General features: G+C 67.8%; 22 protein-coding genes. 21 read left to right on the top strand and 1 reads right to left on the bottom strand.

Going from position 1 to position 18541, the window contains the following annotated elements; all coding sequences use genetic code 11:
• Positions 1–18: 18 nt before the first annotated feature.
• The 21 genes from ABD104_RS19065 to ABD104_RS18965 all read left to right on the top strand — a co-directional run bounded on the left by ABD104_RS19065 (position 19) and on the right by ABD104_RS18965 (position 17328).
• Complete coding sequence (locus tag ABD104_RS19065; protein ID WP_087838744.1) at positions 19–663, top strand: MlaC/ttg2D family ABC transporter substrate-binding protein; 645 nt, start codon at positions 19–21, stop codon at positions 661–663.
• 207 nt (positions 664–870) lie between these two features.
• Positions 871–1860, top strand: a complete 990-nt coding sequence (locus tag ABD104_RS19060) for an ABC transporter ATP-binding protein (protein WP_087838617.1) — start codon at positions 871–873, stop codon at positions 1858–1860.
• Positions 1857–2714, top strand: coding sequence for an ABC transporter permease (locus tag ABD104_RS19055; protein ID WP_087838616.1), 858 nt, complete (start codon positions 1857–1859; stop codon positions 2712–2714). The genes ABD104_RS19060 and ABD104_RS19055 overlap by 4 nt, the downstream gene beginning before the upstream one ends.
• A 4-nt stretch (positions 2715–2718) precedes the next feature.
• On the top strand, positions 2719–2964 hold the full coding sequence (locus tag ABD104_RS19050; RefSeq protein ID WP_087838615.1) for a BolA family protein: 246 nt from the start codon (positions 2719–2721) through the stop codon (positions 2962–2964).
• On the top strand, positions 2964–4244 hold the full coding sequence (gene murA / locus ABD104_RS19045) for a UDP-N-acetylglucosamine 1-carboxyvinyltransferase (RefSeq protein ID WP_087838614.1): 1281 nt from the start codon (positions 2964–2966) through the stop codon (positions 4242–4244). The genes ABD104_RS19050 and murA overlap by 1 nt, the downstream gene beginning before the upstream one ends.
• Entirely contained in the window at positions 4241–4930 is a 690-nt protein-coding gene (gene hisG / locus ABD104_RS19040; protein WP_087838613.1) for an ATP phosphoribosyltransferase, read from the top strand. The genes murA and hisG overlap by 4 nt, the downstream gene beginning before the upstream one ends.
• Positions 4931–5064: 134 nt before the next feature.
• Positions 5065–6378 carry a histidinol dehydrogenase gene (gene hisD / locus ABD104_RS19035; protein ID WP_343928032.1) on the top strand — a complete coding sequence of 438 codons (1314 nt, stop codon included), beginning with the start codon at positions 5065–5067 and terminating at the stop codon, positions 6376–6378.
• 38 nt (positions 6379–6416) lie between these two features.
• The gene (gene hisB, locus ABD104_RS19030) at positions 6417–7004 is read left to right on the top strand and encodes an imidazoleglycerol-phosphate dehydratase HisB (RefSeq protein WP_087838611.1); all 588 of its coding nucleotides are present in this window, start codon (positions 6417–6419) and stop codon (positions 7002–7004) included.
• An 83-nt stretch (positions 7005–7087) separates the two neighbouring features.
• The gene (hisH, locus tag ABD104_RS19025) at positions 7088–7720 is read left to right on the top strand and encodes an imidazole glycerol phosphate synthase subunit HisH (RefSeq protein ID WP_087838610.1); all 633 of its coding nucleotides are present in this window, start codon (positions 7088–7090) and stop codon (positions 7718–7720) included.
• Between the two features lie 81 nt (positions 7721–7801).
• On the top strand, positions 7802–8554 hold the full coding sequence (hisA, locus tag ABD104_RS19020; RefSeq protein WP_087838609.1) for a 1-(5-phosphoribosyl)-5-[(5-phosphoribosylamino)methylideneamino]imidazole-4-carboxamide isomerase: 753 nt from the start codon (positions 7802–7804) through the stop codon (positions 8552–8554).
• A gap of 176 nt (positions 8555–8730) precedes the next feature.
• Positions 8731–9510 (top strand): imidazole glycerol phosphate synthase subunit HisF, encoded by a 780-nt coding sequence (gene hisF / locus ABD104_RS19015; protein ID WP_087838608.1) that lies wholly within the window; start codon positions 8731–8733, stop codon positions 9508–9510.
• Positions 9510–9935 carry a phosphoribosyl-AMP cyclohydrolase gene (gene hisI, locus ABD104_RS19010; RefSeq protein ID WP_087838607.1) on the top strand — a complete coding sequence of 142 codons (426 nt, stop codon included), beginning with the start codon at positions 9510–9512 and terminating at the stop codon, positions 9933–9935. The genes hisF and hisI overlap by 1 nt, the downstream gene beginning before the upstream one ends.
• Entirely contained in the window at positions 9932–10273 is a 342-nt protein-coding gene (locus tag ABD104_RS19005; protein ID WP_087838606.1) for a phosphoribosyl-ATP diphosphatase, read from the top strand. Before hisI ends, ABD104_RS19005 begins: the two co-directional genes overlap by 4 nt.
• Before the next feature lies 1 nt (position 10274).
• Positions 10275–10628 carry a histidine triad nucleotide-binding protein gene (locus ABD104_RS19000; RefSeq protein ID WP_087838605.1) on the top strand — a complete coding sequence of 118 codons (354 nt, stop codon included), beginning with the start codon at positions 10275–10277 and terminating at the stop codon, positions 10626–10628.
• A 61-nt stretch (positions 10629–10689) separates the two neighbouring features.
• A complete protein-coding gene (tatA, locus tag ABD104_RS18995) occupies positions 10690–10929 on the top strand; it encodes a Sec-independent protein translocase subunit TatA (RefSeq protein WP_087838604.1) in 240 nt (79 codons plus the stop codon).
• A gap of 161 nt (positions 10930–11090) precedes the next feature.
• Positions 11091–11702, top strand: a complete 612-nt coding sequence (tatB, locus tag ABD104_RS18990) for a Sec-independent protein translocase protein TatB (protein ID WP_087838603.1) — start codon at positions 11091–11093, stop codon at positions 11700–11702.
• Positions 11699–12463: a twin-arginine translocase subunit TatC gene (tatC, locus tag ABD104_RS18985; protein WP_087838602.1), complete on the top strand. Its 765-nt coding sequence runs from the start codon at positions 11699–11701 to the stop codon at positions 12461–12463. Before tatB ends, tatC begins: the two co-directional genes overlap by 4 nt.
• Positions 12464–12539: 76 nt before the next feature.
• Entirely contained in the window at positions 12540–13688 is a 1149-nt protein-coding gene (locus tag ABD104_RS18980) for an ABC transporter substrate-binding protein (protein WP_087838743.1), read from the top strand.
• Between the two features lie 45 nt (positions 13689–13733).
• Entirely contained in the window at positions 13734–14768 is a 1035-nt protein-coding gene (locus ABD104_RS18975) for a branched-chain amino acid ABC transporter permease (RefSeq protein WP_087838601.1), read from the top strand.
• Entirely contained in the window at positions 14765–16585 is a 1821-nt protein-coding gene (locus ABD104_RS18970; RefSeq protein WP_425543350.1) for a branched-chain amino acid ABC transporter ATP-binding protein/permease, read from the top strand. The genes ABD104_RS18975 and ABD104_RS18970 overlap by 4 nt, the downstream gene beginning before the upstream one ends.
• Positions 16586–16599: 14 nt before the next feature.
• Complete coding sequence (locus ABD104_RS18965; RefSeq protein ID WP_087838599.1) at positions 16600–17328, top strand: ABC transporter ATP-binding protein; 729 nt, start codon at positions 16600–16602, stop codon at positions 17326–17328.
• Between the two features lie 13 nt (positions 17329–17341).
• On the opposite strand, the gene ABD104_RS18960 is transcribed toward ABD104_RS18965, so the two are convergent.
• Positions 17342–18520 carry a S1C family serine protease gene (locus ABD104_RS18960; protein WP_087838598.1) on the bottom strand — a complete coding sequence of 393 codons (1179 nt, stop codon included), beginning with the start codon at positions 18518–18520 and terminating at the stop codon, positions 17342–17344.
• Positions 18521–18541 lie beyond the last annotated feature (21 nt).

Below are 18541 nucleotides of genomic sequence, written 5' to 3'. Positions count from 1 at the left end.
ATTTCAAAAAACATGACGATGCCCGCGGCGGCCGCGCCCCGGATCCTGAACTGGCTGCTGGCGCTGGCCGCCGGCGTCATCCTGGCCATGGGCGCCATGCAGGCGGCCCGGGCGCAGGGCGCCGGTACGCCCGAGGCGCTGATCCAGCAGGTCACGGGCGAAGTGCTGGCCGCCATCAAGGCCGATCCGTCGGTGCAGTCCGGCAATCCGCAGCGCCTGCTGCAGCTGGTGGACCAGAAGATCCTGCCGTACGTCGACTTCGAAAAGACGACCCGGCTGGCCGCCGGCCGCTACTGGCGCCAGGCGACGCCCGAGCAGCAGAAGGCGCTGGTCAAGGAATTCCGCACTACCCTGGTGCGCACCTATAGCGGCGCGGTCTCGTCCGTGAAGCAGCAGACCGCGGTGGAACTGCGGCCCTCGCACTACCCGGCCGACGCCACCGACGTGGTGGTCAAGACCGTGATCAAGCAGCCGGCCGGCGATCCCATCCCCGTGGACTACCGCATGGAGAAGGCGGGCCAGGGCTGGAAGATCTACGACGTCAACGTGCTGGGCGTATGGCTGATCGAGAACTATCGCAACCAGTTCTCGCAGCAGATCGGCCAAAACGGCGTCGACGGCCTGATCAAGTCGCTGGCGGAGCGGAACGCTGCATTCAAATGACCCCCTACGCGCTGACGCGTGCCCCCAGGGGCGGCACTGGCGGACCGGCAAAGCCGGATCCGCGGTGCCCTGGGGTAGGCCGGGTAGTCAGCTCTTGCTGTTTCCGACCATCCTCTATAATGGGGAATTGCCCGGCGTTTGCCGGGATTTGCGCTTTTTAGGGGGCTGCGAGGCCCTCCCGGCGCGGTAGTGTTTTCTGATCAAGCCATGTCATCCGCCGTTCGCATCGAGCATGTTTCCAAGGTGTACCCCAGGCAGACCAGCCTGTGGCGGCGCGTGGGCGCTGGCCAGGCGGTGGATGGGTTCCAGGCGCTGAACGATGTCAGCCTGGACATCGCCCAGGGCGAATTCTTCGGGCTGCTGGGGCCGAACGGCGCGGGCAAGACCTCGCTGATCGCGATCCTGGCGGGCTTGTCGCGCGCGACCACGGGCCAGGTATCCATCTGCGGCTACGACGTCGTGTCCCAGTTCCGCGCCTCCCGCCGGGCACTGGGCGTGGTGCCGCAGGAGCTGGTGTTCGACCCGTTCTTCACGGTCCGCGAGACGCTGCGCATCCAGTCGGGCTATTTCGGGCTGCGCAACAATGACGACTGGATCGACGAGATCCTGGAAAACCTGGGCCTGACCTCCAAGGCCGACGACAACATGCGCGCGCTGTCGGGCGGCATGAAGCGGCGGGTGCTGGTGGCGCAGGCGCTGGTGCACCGGCCGCCCGTGATCGTGCTGGACGAGCCCACCGCCGGCGTGGACGTGGACCTGCGGCGTACGCTGTGGCAGTTCATCTCGCGCCTGAACCGCATGGGCCACACCATCCTGCTCACCACCCATTACCTGGAAGAGGCCGAGGAACTGTGCGGCCGCATCGCCATGCTCAAGGCCGGCCGCATCGTGGCATTGGATACCACGCGGGCGCTGCTGGCCAAGGTCGGCGGTTCGCGCCTGGTGCTGCACATGGGCGCATCGGGGTGGCCTGCGGGCAAGAGCCGCACCCTGGACGAGAAGCTGGTGCAGCGCCAGGACAACCGCGCGGTGCTGCGCCTGGACAACAGCACGGAACTGGAGTCCCTGCTGGCGCAGGTCCGCACGGCCGGCGGGATCATCGACGGCATCGAAGTGCTGCCCGCCGATCTCGAGGATGCTTTCCTGAACATCATGCACGGGGACTCCGCCTCGGCGTCGCTGGAGAAGGCGGCATGAGCGTCGTCGCACGGCCGCCCGAGAGCGGCGTTTCCACCACGGGTTCCGAGGCCGGCAAGCCGGCGGGCTTCGTCGGCCTGCAGCCCAACCTGAACGCGGGCTCCGGCTTCCTGACGTTGTTCTACAAGGAAATGCTGCGCTTCTGGAAGGTAGGATTCCAGACCGTGGGCGCGCCGGTGATGACGGCGGTGCTGTACCTGCTGATCTTCGCCCACGTGCTGGAAGGCCGCGTCACGGTGTATGGCACCGTGCCGTACACCGCCTTCCTGATCCCGGGGCTCATGATGATGAGCATGCTGCAGAACGCGTTCGCCAACTCCTCGTCGTCGCTGATGCAAAGCCGCGTCACGGGCAACCTGGTCTTCATGCTGCTGCCGCCGCTGACGCACTGGGAAGTGTTCTGGGCCTACGTGCTGGCCGCCATCGTGCGCGCCCTGTTCGTCGGGCTGGGAATCTACGCGGTGTCGCTGTTCTTCGCCGCGCCGCATTTCGCCGAACCGCTTTGGATGCTGGTGTTCGCGGTGCTGGGCAGCGGCATCATGGGCGTGCTGGGGCTGGTGGCCGGGATCTGGGCCGAGAAGTTCGACCAGATGGCGGCCTTCCAGAATTTCCTGATCATGCCGGCAACCTTCCTGTCCGGGGTATTCTATTCCGTGCACTCGCTGCCGCCGTTCTGGCAGGCGGTGTCGCACTGGAATCCGATCTTCTACACCATAGACGGCTTCCGCTACGGGTTTTTCGGGGTCTCCGACGTCACCCCCTGGCACAGCCTGGCGGTGGTCGCGGGGACGTTCCTGGTGGTGGCCGGGTTCGCGCTGCGCCTGTTGTCCACCGGCTACAAACTGCGTTACTGAAAGCATGACTCTTCCGACTCCGGAGCAGGTCCGGCAATACATCCTCGACGGACTGCCCTGTGAACATGTCGACGTGCAGGGCGATGGCCAGCACTTCGAGGCGGTCATCGTCAGCGCCGAATTCGCGGGCAAGCGCCCCATCGCGCGGCACCAACTGGTCTATGCCGCGCTGGGCGAACGCATGCGGGAAGAAATCCATGCCTTGTCGATGCGCACCCTCACTCCCCAGGAATTCAAGGCGGGCAATTAATGGATAAGCTGCAGATCACCGGCGGTCGCCCTCTGCGTGGCGAGGTCGAGGTGTCGGGGGCGAAGAACGCCGCGCTGCCTTGCCTGTGCGCGTCGCTGCTGACCGCCGATGCGGTCACGCTCGAGAACGTCCCCCAGCTCAACGACATCGGCACCACGCTGCGCCTGCTGCGCCAACTGGGCGTGAAGGCCGAGCGCGCCGGCCAGCCGGGCGACCGCGTCACGCTGGATGCCACCCGGGTCGAATCGCTGGAAGCGCCGTACGAGCTGGTCAAGACCATGCGCGCCTCGATCCTGGTGCTCGGGCCGCTGGTCGCGCGTTTCGGCGAGGCCCGGGTCAGCCTGCCCGGCGGCTGCGCCATCGGCCAGCGTCCCATCGACCAGCACATCAAGGGGCTGGCGGCGATGGGAGCCGAGATCAGCATCGAGCACGGCTTCGTCGTGGCCAGGGCCAAGCGCCTGAAGGGCGCCACCATCCGCACCGACATGATCACGGTGACCGGCACCGAAAACCTGATGATGGCGGCCGTGCTGGCCGAGGGGCTGACGGTGCTCGAGAACGCCGCGCGCGAGCCCGAGATCGTCGACCTGGCGGAACTGCTGATCAAGATGGGCGCCCGCATCAGCGGCCACGGCACGGACCGCATCGTCATCGAGGGCGTCTCGCGGTTGCACGGCACGACCCACCGGGTCATGCCGGACCGCATCGAAGCCGGCACCTTCCTGTGCGCGGTGGGCGCGGCGGGTGGCGAGATCGTGCTGCGCAACGCCGATCCGGCCAGCATGGGCGCCACGCTGGACAAGCTGGCCGAGGCCGGGCTGGCCATCGAGTGCGGTACCGACTGGGTGCAGGCGGGCATGAGTGGCCGGCCGCGCGCGGTGGGTTTCCGCACCCTGGAATATCCCGGCTTCGCGACCGACATGCAGGCCCAGCTGATGGCCCTGAATGCCATCGCAGAAGGAACCGCGGTCATCACCGAGACCATCTTCGAGAACCGCTACATGCACGTGCAGGAGTTGCGCCGGCTGGGAGCGGACATCGAGATCGACGGCCATACCGCCGTGGTCAAGGGCGTGGCCGGCCTGTCGGGCGCCACCGTCATGGCGACCGACCTGCGGGCCTCGGCCAGCCTGGTCATCGCGGGCCTGGTCGCCGACGGCCAGACCACGATAGACCGCATCTATCACCTGGACCGCGGCTACGAGCAGATGGAGCGCAAGCTGTTGCAGCTGGGCGCCGACATCCGCCGCGTGAGCGGATCCGGGGGGCAGGCACGATGAGCGCCTTCGCACCGGCCGATCCGAACACGCCCATCACCCTGGCGCTGTCCAAGGGCCGCATCTTCACCGAGACCATGCCCCTGCTGGCCGAGGCCGGCATCACGGTGGCCGAGGACCCGGAGAAGTCCCGCAAGCTGATCCTGCCGACCAGCGACCCCGGCGTGCGCATCATCATTGTGCGCGCCTCGGATGTCCCCACCTATGTCCAGTACGGCGCCGCCGACCTGGGGGTGGCCGGCAAGGACGTGCTGATCGAACATGCGGCCCAGCATCCGGGCGGCCTGTACCAGCCCGTGGACCTGCGCATCGGCAAGTGCCGGCTGTGCGTGGCCGTGCCCGAGGGTTTCGACTACGCCAGCGCGGTGCGCCAGGGCGCCCGCCTGCGCGTGGCGACCAAGTACGTGCAGGCCGCGCGCGAGCATTTCGCCGCGAAAGGGGTGCACGTCGACCTGATCAAGCTGTACGGGTCGATGGAGCTCGCGCCGCTGGTGGGGCTGGCCGACGTGATCGTCGACCTGGTATCCACCGGTGGGACATTGCGGGCCAACAACCTGGTCGCGGTCGAAGATATCATGGACATATCGTCTCGCCTGGTGGTCAACCAGGCGGCCCTGAAGACCCGGCGACACCGGTTGCAGCCTCTGATCGACGCCTTCGCGCGCGCCAGCCTGGCCATGCCGGCCTGATCTGGCGACATCCGCGGGGCGCTCGCCGCGCGGCCGGCCCGCCGCGCCATGCAGAGGCTGCGTCGTCCATCGCTCCCGCGCCGCCGGCGCGGGGCAGGGCTGCCTTCCGGAAACCGATTTTGCAGAGCTAGCGTATGTCCCTCATCAACCGACTCGATACCCGTAGCGACGACTTCCGAGCCCGCCTGCACGCGCTGCTGGCCTTCGAAGCGTCCGAGGACGCGTCCATCGAACGCGCCGTGGCCGACATCCTGCTGGACGTCCGCACCCGTGGCGATGGCGCGGTGCTGGAATACACCCGCCGCTTCGACCGCGTCCAGGCCGCGTTCATCCGCGAACTGGACATTCCCCGCGCCGACTGGATCGCGGCCCTGGAGGCGCTGCCGCGCGAGCAGCGCGCCGCCCTGGAGGCCGCCGCCGACCGCATCCGGGTCTACCACGAACGCCAGCGGGCCGAGACCTGGACCTACGCCGAGCCCGACGGCACCGTGCTGGGGCAGAAGGTCACCCCGCTCGACCGCGTGGGCCTGTACGTGCCCGGCGGCAAGGCGGCCTACCCGTCCTCGCTGCTGATGAACGCCATCCCGGCCAAGGTGGCCGGCGTGGGCGAGGTCGTCATGGTCACGCCCACGCCCGACGGCGTGCGTAATCCCATGGTGCTGGCCGCCGCCGCCATCGCCGGCGTCGACCGCGCGATCGCCATCGGCGGCGCCCAGGCGGTGGGCGCGCTGGCCTACGGCACGCCTTCCATCGTCCCGGTCGACAAGATCGTGGGCCCCGGCAATGCCTACGTCGCCGCCGCCAAGCGGCGCGTGTACGGCACGGTGGGCATAGACATGATCGCCGGCCCCAGCGAGATCCTGGTCATCTGCGACGGCGGGACGCCGGCCGACTGGATCGCCATGGATCTCTTCTCGCAGGCCGAGCACGACGAACTGGCCCAGGCCATCCTGCTGTGCCCCGACGCCGGCTACATCGCGCAGGTCGAGGCCGCCATCGCCCGGCTGCTGCCCACGATGCCGCGCGCGGACATCATCCGCACCAGCCTGGCCAACCGCGGCGCGCTGATCCTGGTGCGCGACCTGGAAGAAGCCTGCGCCATCGCCAACGACATCGCGCCCGAGCACCTGGAAATCTCCACCGCCGAGCCCGAGTGCTGGGCTGACCTGATCCGCCACGCCGGCGCGATCTTCATGGGCACCCACAGCTCGGAGTCGCTGGGCGACTACTGCGCCGGCCCCAACCACGTGCTGCCGACCTCGCGCACCGCGCGGTTCTCGTCGCCGCTGGGCGTGTACGATTTCCAGAAGCGATCCAGCCTGATCAAGGTCTCGGGCGCCGGCGCGCGGACCCTGGGGCGCGTCGCCGCCACCCTGGCCTATGGCGAAGGGCTGCAGGCGCACGCGCGCAGCGCCGAATACCGCCTGGACGACGGCAGCGCCTCGTGACGCCGCCGCCCATTCAACCCGACCATCCGGAAACGATCATGCGTACCGCCGAGATCACCCGCAACACCAACGAAACGCGCATCCGCGCGGTCGTCAACCTCGACGGCACCGGCAAGCAGAACCTGCAGACCGGCGTGCCGTTCCTGGACCACATGCTCGACCAGATCGTGCGCCATGGCCTGATCGACATCGACGTCGTGGCCGACGGCGACCTGCACATCGACGCGCACCACACGGTCGAGGACGTCGGCATCACGCTCGGCCAGGCCGTGGCCAAGGCGGTCGGCAACAAGGCCGGCATCCGCCGCTACGGCCATGCCTACGTGCCGCTGGACGAGGCGCTCTCGCGCGTGGTGGTGGATTTCTCGGGCCGCCCCGGCCTGGAGTTCCACGTTCCCTTCACGCGCGCGATGATCGGCCAGTTCGACGTCGACCTGACGCGCGAGTTCTTCCAGGGCTTCGTCAACCACGCCCTGGTGACGCTGCACATCGACAACCTGCGGGGCGTCAACGCCCACCATCAGTGCGAGACGGTGTTCAAGGCCTTCGGCCGGGCGCTGCGCATGGCGCTGGAAGTCGATCCGCGCGCCGGCGGCACCGTGCCCTCGACCAAGGGAGTCCTCTAGATGAGAACAGCCCCCACGCTCACTACGTTCGCTGCCCCCCGGGGCGGCGTGTCAGCCCCTTGGGGCGGCCCGGCGGAGCTGACATGACGCGCATAGCCATCGTCGACTACGGCATGGGCAACCTGCGCTCGGTCGCCCGGGCGCTGGAACACGTCGCGCCCGAGGCCGAGGTGCGCATCTGCAGCGATGCGGCTGGCGTGCGCGCGGCCGACCGGGTCGTGTTCCCGGGGCAGGGCGCCATGCCCGACTGCATGCGCTACCTCGAGGAAACCGGCCTGCGCGAGGCGGTGGTCGAGGCGTCCCGCAGCAAGCCCCTGTTGGGCGTGTGCGTGGGCGAACAGATGCTGTTCCAGCGCAGCGAGGAAGGGCCGGCCGACGGCCTGGGCATCTTCGAAGGGCAGGTCGTGCGCTTCGCCGGCCCGGCCTTCCAGGGGCCCGAACGGCTGAAGGTGCCCCACATGGGCTGGAACCGCGTGCGGCAGACCTTGTCCCATCCCCTGTGGGACGGCGTGGCCGACGACACCTATTTCTACTTCGTGCACAGCTACTATGTGGCCCCCGCCGATCTAGGGGTAATTGCCGGTCAATCCGATTACGGGGTCGCCTTTACCTGCGCGGTAGCCAGAGATAACATCTTCGCAACTCAGTTTCACCCTGAGAAAAGCGCAGGGGCGGGCCTGCGTATCTACCAGAATTTCGTGCGGTGGAACCCGTGAGTCCCGTTAGCCGACAAGGCCCCCTTTTTCCGTCCCGCAGCCCAGTTAGCGCCACTGATTCGAACGACATCCTGATTCGCCATGCTCCTCATTCCCGCGATTGATCTCAAAGACGGTCGTTGTGTCCGCCTGCGCCAGGGCGATCTCGACGATGCCACCGTGTTTTCCGAAGAGCCCGCCGCCATGGCCGCCCACTGGCTGGAGCAGGGCGCGCGCCGCCTCCACCTGGTGGACCTGAACGGCGCCGTGGCCGGAAAACCCAAGAACGAGGCCTCCATCAAGGCCATCCTCGACGCCGTGGGCGATGACATCCCGGTGCAGATCGGCGGCGGCATCCGCGACCTCGACACCATCGAGCGCTACCTGGACAACGGCATTTCCTACGTGATCATCGGCACCGCCGCGGTCAAGAACCCCGGGTTCCTGCATGACGCGTGCAGTGCCTTCCCCGGCCAGATCATCGTCGGCCTGGATGCCAAGGACGGCAAGGTGGCCACCGACGGCTGGAGCAAGCTGACCGGCCACGACGTGACCGACCTTGCCAAGAAGTTCGAGGACTACGGCTGCTCGTCCATCATCTACACCGACATCGGCCGCGACGGCATGCTGTCGGGCGTCAACGTCGAGGCCACGGTCAAGCTGGCCCAGCACGTGCGCATCCCGGTCATCGCCTCGGGCGGCATCGCCAACCTGACCGATATCGAGCAGCTCTGCGCCGTCGAGGACGAAGGCGTGGAAGGCGCCATCCTGGGCCGCAGCATCTACGAGGGCACGCTGGATTTCCAGGCGGCGCAGGCTCGTGCCGATGAACTAGGTACCCCCCCTACGCCCTGACGGGCGCCCCCCAGGGGGCGATGCGGGTGGACCGGCGGAGCCGGATCCACCGCATCCTGGAGGAACAACCGCGCTGATCCGCGGTGCCCAAGGTGGGCTGCGTTCTTGGGAATGGGCGTATCGTAGTGGTTGGGCGGAGGGATTCTGCGCCCGGCAACGTGTGTTTTTGGAATTCTGTGATGTTGACGCGTCGTATTATCCCTTGTCTGGACGTGACTGCTGGTCGCGTGGTCAAGGGAATCAATTTCGTGAATCTGGTCGATGCCGGGGATCCGGTGGAGATCGCGCGCCGCTATGACGACCAGGGCGCGGACGAGATCACGTTCCTGGACATCACGGCGTCGAGCGATCAGCGCGACATCATCCTGTCCGTGATCGAACAGGTCGCCTCGCAGGTGTTCATTCCGTTGACCGTGGGCGGCGGCGTGCGGCAGGTGGCGGATGTGCGCCGGCTGTTGAACGCGGGCGCCGACAAGGTGGGCATCAATACCTCGGCCGTGACCAACCCCGACCTGGTGCGCGAGGCCTCCAGCCGCTACGGCGCCCAGTGCATCGTGGTCGCCATCGACGCCAAGCGGGTGTCGGGCGAGGGCGAGGCGCCGCGCTGGGAGGTCTTCACGCATGGCGGGCGCAACGCCACCGGGCTGGATGCCGTGCAATGGGCGCGCAAGATGGCCGAGTACGGCGCGGGCGAGATCCTGCTGACCAGCATGGACCGCGACGGCACCCGGTCGGGCTTCGACCTCGCGCTGACGCGCGCGGTGTCCGACGCCGTGGCCATTCCCGTCATCGCCTCCGGCGGTGTCGGTTCGCTCAAGGACCTGGCGGACGGCATCACCGAGGGCCATGCCGATGCGGTGCTGGCCGCCAGCATCTTCCACTACGGGCAACACACGGTGCAGGAGGCCAAGCGCTTCATGGCCGACCGCGGCATACGCATGAGGCTGGACGACTGATGGATACCGCACCCCGGACTCTCTCCACCGACCAGGAAGCCTGGCTGGACGCCATCGTCTACGACGACAACGGCCTGGTGCCCGGCATCGCGCAGGACGCCACGACCGACAAGGTCATCATGTTCGCCTTCCTGAACCGCGAATCGCTGCGCGAGACGCTGCGCACCGGCAACGCCACCTACTGGTCGCGCTCGCGCAACCGTCTCTGGCGCAAGGGCGAGGAATCGGGCCACGTCCAGCGCGTGCGCGAGATCCGGCTCGACTGCGACGGCGACGTGGTGCTGCTGCGGGTCGAACAGGTGGGCGGGATCGCCTGCCATACCGGCCGCGAGCGCTGCTTCTACCGCCGCCTGGAAACCGAGGGCGGCGCGCACTGGGTCGAGACCGACCCGGTGCTGAAGGACCCGGAGAGCATCTACAAATGAACGATTTCCTGGTGCAACTGGCCGACACCATCGCCAGCCGCCGGCCAGACCGGGGCGGCTCGCCCGAGACCTCCTACGTGGCCCGCCTGCTCAGCAAGGGGCCCGACGGCATCCTCAAGAAGATCGGCGAGGAAGCCACCGAGACCGTGATGGCGGCCAAGGACGGCGTGCCGGAAAAGATCATTTACGAGACAGCCGATCTCTGGTTTCATTGCCTCGTCATGCTGGAGTATTACGGTTTGCGTCCCGAACAGGTCGTCGCCGAGCTCGCGCGGCGCGAAGGCCTGTCGGGTTTGGATGAAAAAGCCGCCCGAGCCGGCAATGCCCCGAAACAATGAGATGAGCGACAACTGTATTTTCTGCAAGATCGCGCGTGGGGAAATCCCCTCGCGCAAGGTCTACGAAGACGACGAGATCTTCGCCTTCCACGACATCAATCCCATCGCGCCGGTACACTTCCTGGTCATTCCCAAGCGGCACGTTCCATCGCTGCAGGACGTGGCCGCGAGCGACGTGCCGCTGTTGGGTAGAATGCAGGTTCTGATTCCCCGCCTGGCGCTCGAACAGGGCTGCCGCCCCGGCCCGGAAGGGGGATTCCGTCTGATGGCCAACAACGGCGCGGACGGTGGACAGGAAGTGCCGCACCTGCACTACCACGTGATAGGCGGTCCCCGCCCCTGGAAGCGCGACTGAGCCGGGCGATTTCCGCCTCTATTGACTGGACGATTTTCCGCCGCAAGGCGTGGAGCATGTAATGGGTAGCTTTAGCATTTGGCACTGGCTGGTTGTCCTGGTGATCGTGGTTCTGATCTTCGGCACCAAGAAACTGAAGAACCTCGGGCAAGACCTGGGCGGCGCCGTGAAGGGATTCAAGGAAGGGATGAAGGAAGGCGGCGACGCCGCGGCCTCCAACCCGGAAACCACGTCCGCCGACCCCAAGCGCGTCTCCGCCGACACCATCGACGTGGAAGCCAAAGAAAAAGAACGGACCTGACAGGGGTTTCCCCTCCAGATCCATCATCAACACGAAGGCGCCCCGCGCCAAGATAACCGACCCACTCCAGGGCACCGCGGATCCGGCTCTGCCGGTCCGCCAGTGCCGCCCCCTTGAGGGGGCGCCCGTCAGGGCGTAGGGGGTGTTCCCATAGGCGCTGAATGTTCGACGTCAGCTTTACCGAGCTTCTCACCATAGGCGTGGTGGCGCTCATCGTTATCGGGCCCGAGCGGCTGCCCAAGGTGGCGCGTACCATCGGCCACCTGCTGGGCCGGGCGCAGCGCTACGTCAACGACGTCAAGAGCGACATCCGCCGCGAGATGGAGCTCGAGGAATTGCGCAACCTGCGCAAGGAAATGGAAGACGCGGCCCGTTCGCTCGAGACCACGGTCAAGACCAACGTCGAGGAACTGCACAAGGGGCTCAACGAGGTCCAGCAGACCGTCGAGGGGGCCGCCCGCGACGTGAAGGATGCGGCGACGGGGACACAGGAGCCGGCCGCCCCCGCCGAGGCGTCCGCGCTCGACGCGCCGGCCGCCCAAGCTGCTCCGGCGGTCGAGGCGCCCTTCACGGGACCGGCCGCCGGGCCCGCCGCTCCGGCGGCCTCGTCCGCGCAGCCGGAGGGGGCCGAACCGGCCGCCGCCCAGGAAGCGCCGTCCGAGCAGGACCTCGCGCAGGGCTCGCTGTTTCCGCCGGACCTGTTGCCGTCGTCCGCCGATCAACCCGCCGCCGGCCAGCCGGCCGAGGCTTCGACGGTACGTGAAAGAACGTGACTGACAAAGACGTATCGCAGGAAGACAGCTTCATCTCCCACCTGGTGGAGCTGCGCGACCGCTTGCTGAAGGCCATCATCGCGGTCGTGGCCGTCTTCATCGTGCTGTTCCTTTATCCCGGCGCCTCGGCGATCTACGACGTGCTGGCCCAGCCCATGCTGGCGACCCTGCCGCCCGGCACGCGCATGATCGCCACCGGCGTCATCACGCCCTTCATGGTGCCGGTCAAGGTCACGCTGCTGGCGTCCTTCGTGCTCGCGCTGCCCTTCGTGCTGTACCAGGCCTGGGCCTTCGTCGCGCCGGGCCTCTACCAGCACGAGAAGAGGCTGGCCCTGCCGCTGATCGTGTCCAGCACCGTGCTGTTCCTGTCCGGCATGGCCTTCTGCTATTTCGTGGTCTTCAAGACCGTTTTCCACTTCATCGCCACCTTCGCGCCGCAGTCGATCACGCCGGCGCCTGACATCGAGGCCTACCTGAACTTCGTCATGACGATGTTCCTGGCCTTCGGCCTGACCTTCGAGGTGCCGGTGGCGGTGGTGCTGCTGGTCAAGACCGGGGTGACCACGGTGGCCAAGCTGTCCGCGGCGCGCGGCTACGTCGTCGTCGGCGCGTTCGTGCTGGCGGCCGTCGTCACGCCGCCGGATGTTGTCAGCCAGTTCTTGTTGGCGGTACCTTTATGCGTGCTCTACGAACTGGGCCTGGTGGCGGCCCGCTTCGTCAAGAGCCGGGAATCGGATTCGACCGCCATCGAGAAAGTCTGAACCCGCCGTGCCCCGGTGCCGCCCGCGCGGCCGGGGCGGGGGTTCGGTTCCAGAACAAGCACAACGGGGGACCTTCATGTTTTCCTTGAACAAACTGGCCCTGGCCGTGGGCCTTGGCGTTTTCGCCGCCGCCGCGCAGGCCGACATCACCGTGGGCGTCAACGTCTCGGCCACGGGCCCGGCCGCCTCGCTCGGCATTCCCGAGAAGAACACCTTCGCCCTGATGCCCAAGACCATCGCGGGCCAGAAGGTCAACTACATCGTGCTGGACGACGCCAGCGACACCACGACGGCGGTCAAGAACGCCCGCCGTTTCGTGACCGAGGACAAGGTCGACGTGATGGTCGGTTCGACCATCACGCCGAACTCGCTGGCAATGGTCGACGTTGCCGCCGAAACCGGTACCCCGGTGGTGTCCATGGCCGCCTCGGCCGTCATCGTCGAACCCCAGGACGTCAAGAAGCGCTGGGCCTTCAAGACGCCCCAGAACGATGCCGAGATGGCCAAGGCCATCGTCGAGCACATGCAGGGCCAGAAGATCAAGTCGGTGGCCTTCATCGGCTTCGCGGACGCCTACGGCGAGGGCTGGTACCAGGAATTCTCGAAGGCGGCCCAGGCCGCCGGCATCAAGGTGCTGACCAACGAGCGCTATAACCGTACCGATACGTCGGTGACCGGCCAGGTGCTGAAGATGATCGCCGCCAAGCCCGACGCCGTGCTGATCGCCGGTGCCGGCACCCCTGCCGCGCTGCCCCAGAAGACGCTGAAGGAGCGCGGCTACCGCGGCACGTACTACCAGACCCACGGCGTGGCCAACAACGACTTCCTGCGCGTGGGCGGCAAGGACATCGAAGGCACCTTCCTGCCCGCGGGTCCGGTGCTGGTGTCGGCCCAGTTGCCGGCGGACAATCCGGTCAAGGCCTCGGCCACCGAGTACGTGCAGAAGTACGAGGCGACCTACGGCAAGGGCTCGGTGTCCACCTTCGGCGCCCACGCCTGGGATGCCGGCAAGCTGATCGAGGCGGCCGTCCCCGTCGCCCTGAAGAAGGCGCAGCCGGGCACGCCGGAGTTCCGCGCGGCCCTGCGCGACGCGCTGGAGAACGTCAAGAACGTGGCGGGCGCGCACGGGGTATTCAACATGAGCCCCACGGACCACGTCGGCCTGGACAACCGTTCCCGCGTCATGGTCGTGATCGAAAACGGTGGCTGGAAGCTGATCAAGTAATTTTCTGGTGGACCAGGGCGGATCTCCGGCCCTGCCGGAGCTGACATGGATTTACAGATCGCCCTTTTCCTGATCCAGGACGGTGTCGTCAACGGCGCCATCTATGCGTTGCTGGGGATGGCGCTGGTGCTGGCCTTCACGGTCACGCGCGTGATCTTCATTCCCCAGGGCGAGTTCGTCGCCTGGGGGGCCCTGACCCTGGCGGGCTTGCAGGCCGGCCAGTTGCCGGGAACGGTCTGGCTGCTGGCCATGGGCGGGTGCGCCGTCATGCTGGTGGAGCTGTGGACCGCGTGGCGGCGCCAGGACTGGCGTGCCGTTCCGCGGGCCGCCGGCTGGAACCTGCTCTATCCCGCATTGATCTTCGCCGCCGCGCGTTTCGTCGATTTCCAGCAAATGCCGCTGGCCGTGCAGATCCTGTTCGCGCTGCTGGTGGTGGTGCCGATGGGCCCCATGGTCTGGCGCCTGGCCTTCCAGCCGGTGGCCGAGAGCAGCGTCCTGGTGCTGCTGATCGTCTCGGTGGCGGTGCACGTGGCCATGGTGGGGCTGGGGCTGCTGTTCTTCGGCGCCGAAGGAGCGCGCACTTCGCCGTTCACCGATGGCGGCATCGAGCTGGGTGGCATTCCGGTCTCGGCCCAGACGCTGTGGGTGATCGGTTCGTCGATCGCCCTCATCCTGGCGCTGACCGTGCTGTTCGGCCGGACGCTGTATGGCAAGGCCCTGCGCGCCACGGCGGTGAACCGGGTCGGCGCCCGCCTGATGGGCATTCCGACCAGCCTGGCCGGCAAGCTCTGCTTCACGCTGTGCGCCTTGATCGGAGCGTTCTCGGGCATCCTCATCGCGCCCATCACGACCATCTACTACGACACCGGCTTCCTGATCGGCCTGAAGGGCTTCGTCGCCGCCATCATCGCCGGCCTCGCCAGCTATCCGCTGGCCGCCGCCGGCGCGGTGCTGGTGGGCCTGCTGGAGGCCTTTTCGTCGTTCGCGGCCAGCGCCTACAAGGAAGTCATCGTGTTCACGCTGATCATCCCGGTGCTGATCTGGCGCTCGCTCGCCTCGCGTCACGTGGAGGAAGAATGATGCGGCTGCGCCCCATCTGGTTCGTCGGCGCCGGCCTTGTCCTGCTCGTCGCCGCCGTGTTCGGGATGTCCGAGTTCACCGTCACGCTGCTGAACTACATCGGCTTGTACGCGCTGGTGGCGCTGGGGCTGGTGCTGCTGACCGGCGTGGGCGGGGTGACTTCTTTCGGCCAGGCGGCCTTCGTCGGCCTGGGCGCCTACACCAGTGCCTGGCTATCCATCGCCACGCTGCCGCCAGCCTTCGCGTGGCTGGGCGGCTCGCCCTGGTTGGGGTTGCTGGCCGGCCTGGTGGTCACCGCGGTGGCCGCGTGGGTGCTGGGCGCGATCGCGCTGCGCCTGTCCGGGCACTATCTGCCGCTGGGCACCATCGCCTGGGGGCTGAGCCTGTACTTCCTGTTCGGGACGCTGGATTTTCTGGGGGGCCATACCGGGCTGTCCGGCCTGCCGCCCATTTCGATCCTCGGGCTGGACCTGTCCAAGGGCCGGCACCTGTTCTGGCTGATCTGGGCGATCCTGCTGCTGGCCATGCTGCTGGTCAGCAACCTGCTCGATTCGCGCGAGGGACGGGCCATCCGGGCGTTGAAGGGCGGCATGGTGATGGCCGAGTCGATGGGGGTGAACACCGCCCGCTCGCGCATCGCGATCTTCATGATCGCGGCCCTGCTGGCATGCGTCTCGGGCTGGCTGTATGCGCACATGCAGCGCTTCGTGAATCCCACGCCTTTCGGCCTGCATATCGGCATCGAATACCTGTTCATGGCCGTCATCGGCGGAGCAGGGCAGGTGTGGGGCGCGCTGGTCGGCGCCGGCCTGGTCACCATGCTCAAGCAATGGCTGCAGGACCTGCTGCCCGGCCTCCTGGGCGCCTCGGGCAATTTCGAGAGCATCGTCTTCGGCATCCTGCTCGTGGTCGCCTTGCAGCGCGCGCCGGACGGGCTCTGGCCCGTGATCGTCCGCCTGGCCCGGCGCTGGCTGCCGCTGGCCGAGTCCCGGCGCACCGTCGACGAGCAAGCGCGGCCGCTGGCGCGGCGTGCCCAGCCGGCGCACGGCGAAGTCGTATTGGAGGCCCGGGGCCTGACCAAGCGCTTCGGCGGGCTGGTGGCCAACAACGACATCAGCTTCACCGTCCCCGCCGGCGGGGTGCTGGCCCTGATCGGCCCCAACGGCGCGGGCAAGAGCACCATGTTCAACCTGCTGTCCGGCGTGGACGACCCCACCTCCGGGAAGGTGGTCTTCCGCGGGCGGGACGTGACGGGCCGGCCCTCGCGCGAGATCGCCGCGCTGGGCATGGGCCGCACGTTCCAGCACGTGCGCCTGCTGCCGCAGATGACCGTGATCGAGAACATCGCGCTGGGCGCCCACTTGCGGGAGCGTCCGGGCCTGCTGTCGGGCCTGGTGCTGGGCGGCCTGCACCTGGAACGCCGCGAGGAGGCGCGCCTGTTGGCCGAGGCGGCGCGGCAGGCCCGGCGCGTGGGGCTGGGCGACGCCCTGCACGTGGCGGCCGGTTCGTTGCCGCTGGGCAAGCAGCGCATGCTGGAGATCGCCCGCGCGCTGTGCGCCGATCCCTGCCTGCTGTTGCTGGACGAGCCGGCGGCCGGCCTGCGCTACCTCGAGAAGCAGGCCCTGTCCGACACCCTGAAGGCGCTGCGCGCCGAAGGCATGGCCATCCTGCTGGTCGAGCACGACATGGATTTCGTCATGGGCCTGGCCGACCGCGTGGTGGTGATGGAGTTCGGAGAGAAGATCGCCGAGGGCTTGCCCGAGGACGTGCAGCGCGATCCGCGCGTGCTGGAAGCGTATCTGGGAGGTGTGGAATGACGGGGTCGGCGGCAATGGCCGCGCCGCTGCTCGAGGTCTCGGGCCTGTCGGTGTCCTACGGCAAGGTCGAGGCGCTGCATGGCATAGACCTGGCGGTGCCGGCGGGCACCATCGTGACGGTGATCGGCCCCAACGGCGCGGGCAAGACCACCTTGCTGTCGGCCATCATGGGACTGCTGCCGGCGCGTGGTGCCATCAGCCTGGAGGGCCGTCCACAGCGCCGCGTGGACATCGAGCAGATGGTCGCCGCCGGCCTGAACCTCGTGCCCGAGAAACGCGAACTGTTCGGCGAGATGAGCGTCGAGGACAATCTGCTGCTGGGCGCTTTCCAGCGCTATCGCTCGGGCCATCGCGACCAGGCCGCGTCGATGGAGGAAGTCTACGGGCTCTTCCCCCGGCTCAAGGAACGCCGCCGCCAGCTGGCTGCCACCCTGTCCGGCGGCGAGCGCCAGATGCTGGCCCTGGGGCGCGCCCTCATGGCCAAGCCCCGCCTGCTGCTGCTGGACGAGCCATCGCTGGGGCTCGCGCCGCGCATCGTCAAGGAAATCTTCCTCATCATCGCCGAACTGCGGCGCCGCGGCGTGGCCATCCTGCTGGTCGAGCAGAACGCGCGCGCGGCCTTGCAGACGGCCGACTACGCCTATGTGCTGGAGACCGGCCAGGTGGTGCTGGCCGGCCCGGCCCGCGAGCTGGCGGACGATCCGCGCGTGGTCGAGAGCTACCTGGGCCTGGGCCGCAAGTAGGTCCGGGCCGGCGTCAGGGTTGCTGGGCCTCGCGCCTGGGCTTGGGCCGCGTGCCGATGGTCACGCTGGCTTCCATTTCCTGTCCGCCACGGACGATCTTGATGGACACCTTCTCGCCCGGCGGCAACTGGGCGATGGCGTTCAGCATCGTGGTGGTGTCCAGGATGGCCTTGCCCGCGACCGATACCACGATGTCGCCCGTGCGTATGCCGGCCTTGGCCGCCGGCCCGCCGCGCACCACGCCGGCGATGATGACGCCTTCCTTGCGCGACAGCTTGAAGGCGTCGGCCAGCTCGGCCGTCAGGTCCTGCGGCTCGACGCCGATGTAGCCCCGCGTGACCGTGCCGGTCGTGATCAGTTGCTCCATCACCTGGCGCGCCGTGCTGACCGGGATCGCGAAGCCTATGCCCAGCGAGCCGCCCGAGCGGGAATAGATGGCGGTGTTGATGCCGACCAGGTTGCCCTGGGCGTCGATCAGCGCGCCCCCGGAATTGCCGGGGTTGATGGCGGCGTCGGTCTGGATGAAGTTCTCGAAGGTGTTGATGCCCAGGTGGGTGCGGCCCAGCGCCGAGACGATGCCCATGGTCGTGGTCTGGCCCACGCCGAACGGGTTGCCGATGGCCAGCACCACGTCGCCCACCTGGAGATCCTCGGCCCGGCCGAAGGTGACCGAGGGCAGGTTGGGCAGCGCCAGCTTCAGTACCGCCAGGTCGGTCTCGGGATCGGACCCGACCAGGGTGGCCTTGCCCTTGCGGCCATCGGCCAGCGCCACTTCGATCTCGTCCGCCGCCTCGATCACATGGTTGTTGGTCAGGATGTAGCCTTCCGGGCTGACGATGACGCCCGATCCCAGGCTGGAGACCGGTTCGGGGTTGGTGTCGGGTTCGCCGAAGAAACGCCGGAATACCGGATCGTCGGAGAACGGATAGGCAGGCTGCTGGGGCGTGTCCTTGCTGGTGAAGATGTTCACCACGGCCGGCGCCGCCTTGTGGGTGGCCGCCGCATAGGACGCGGTCGCGCCGCCTTCGCCGGTCGGCGAGGGCGAGGCCTCGAAGAACGGGACGACGATGGCGTTATTGCTGCCCGGGCCCCCGCGGCGTGGCAGCCATTCGGGGCGCAGGGTGGCGACGATGAATAAAATGGCCAGACAGACGGTGGTGGTCTGGGCAAAGATCAGCCATAGTCGGCGCATGTGCAAAATACTTTTCCCTAG

This window comes from Pigmentiphaga daeguensis (genome assembly GCF_039523035.1).
Classification (GTDB): domain Bacteria; phylum Pseudomonadota; class Gammaproteobacteria; order Burkholderiales; family Burkholderiaceae_B; genus Pigmentiphaga; species Pigmentiphaga daeguensis.
Note: the sequence above shows the minus strand (reverse complement) of the source record. Positions and strands in the feature narration are given on the sequence as shown.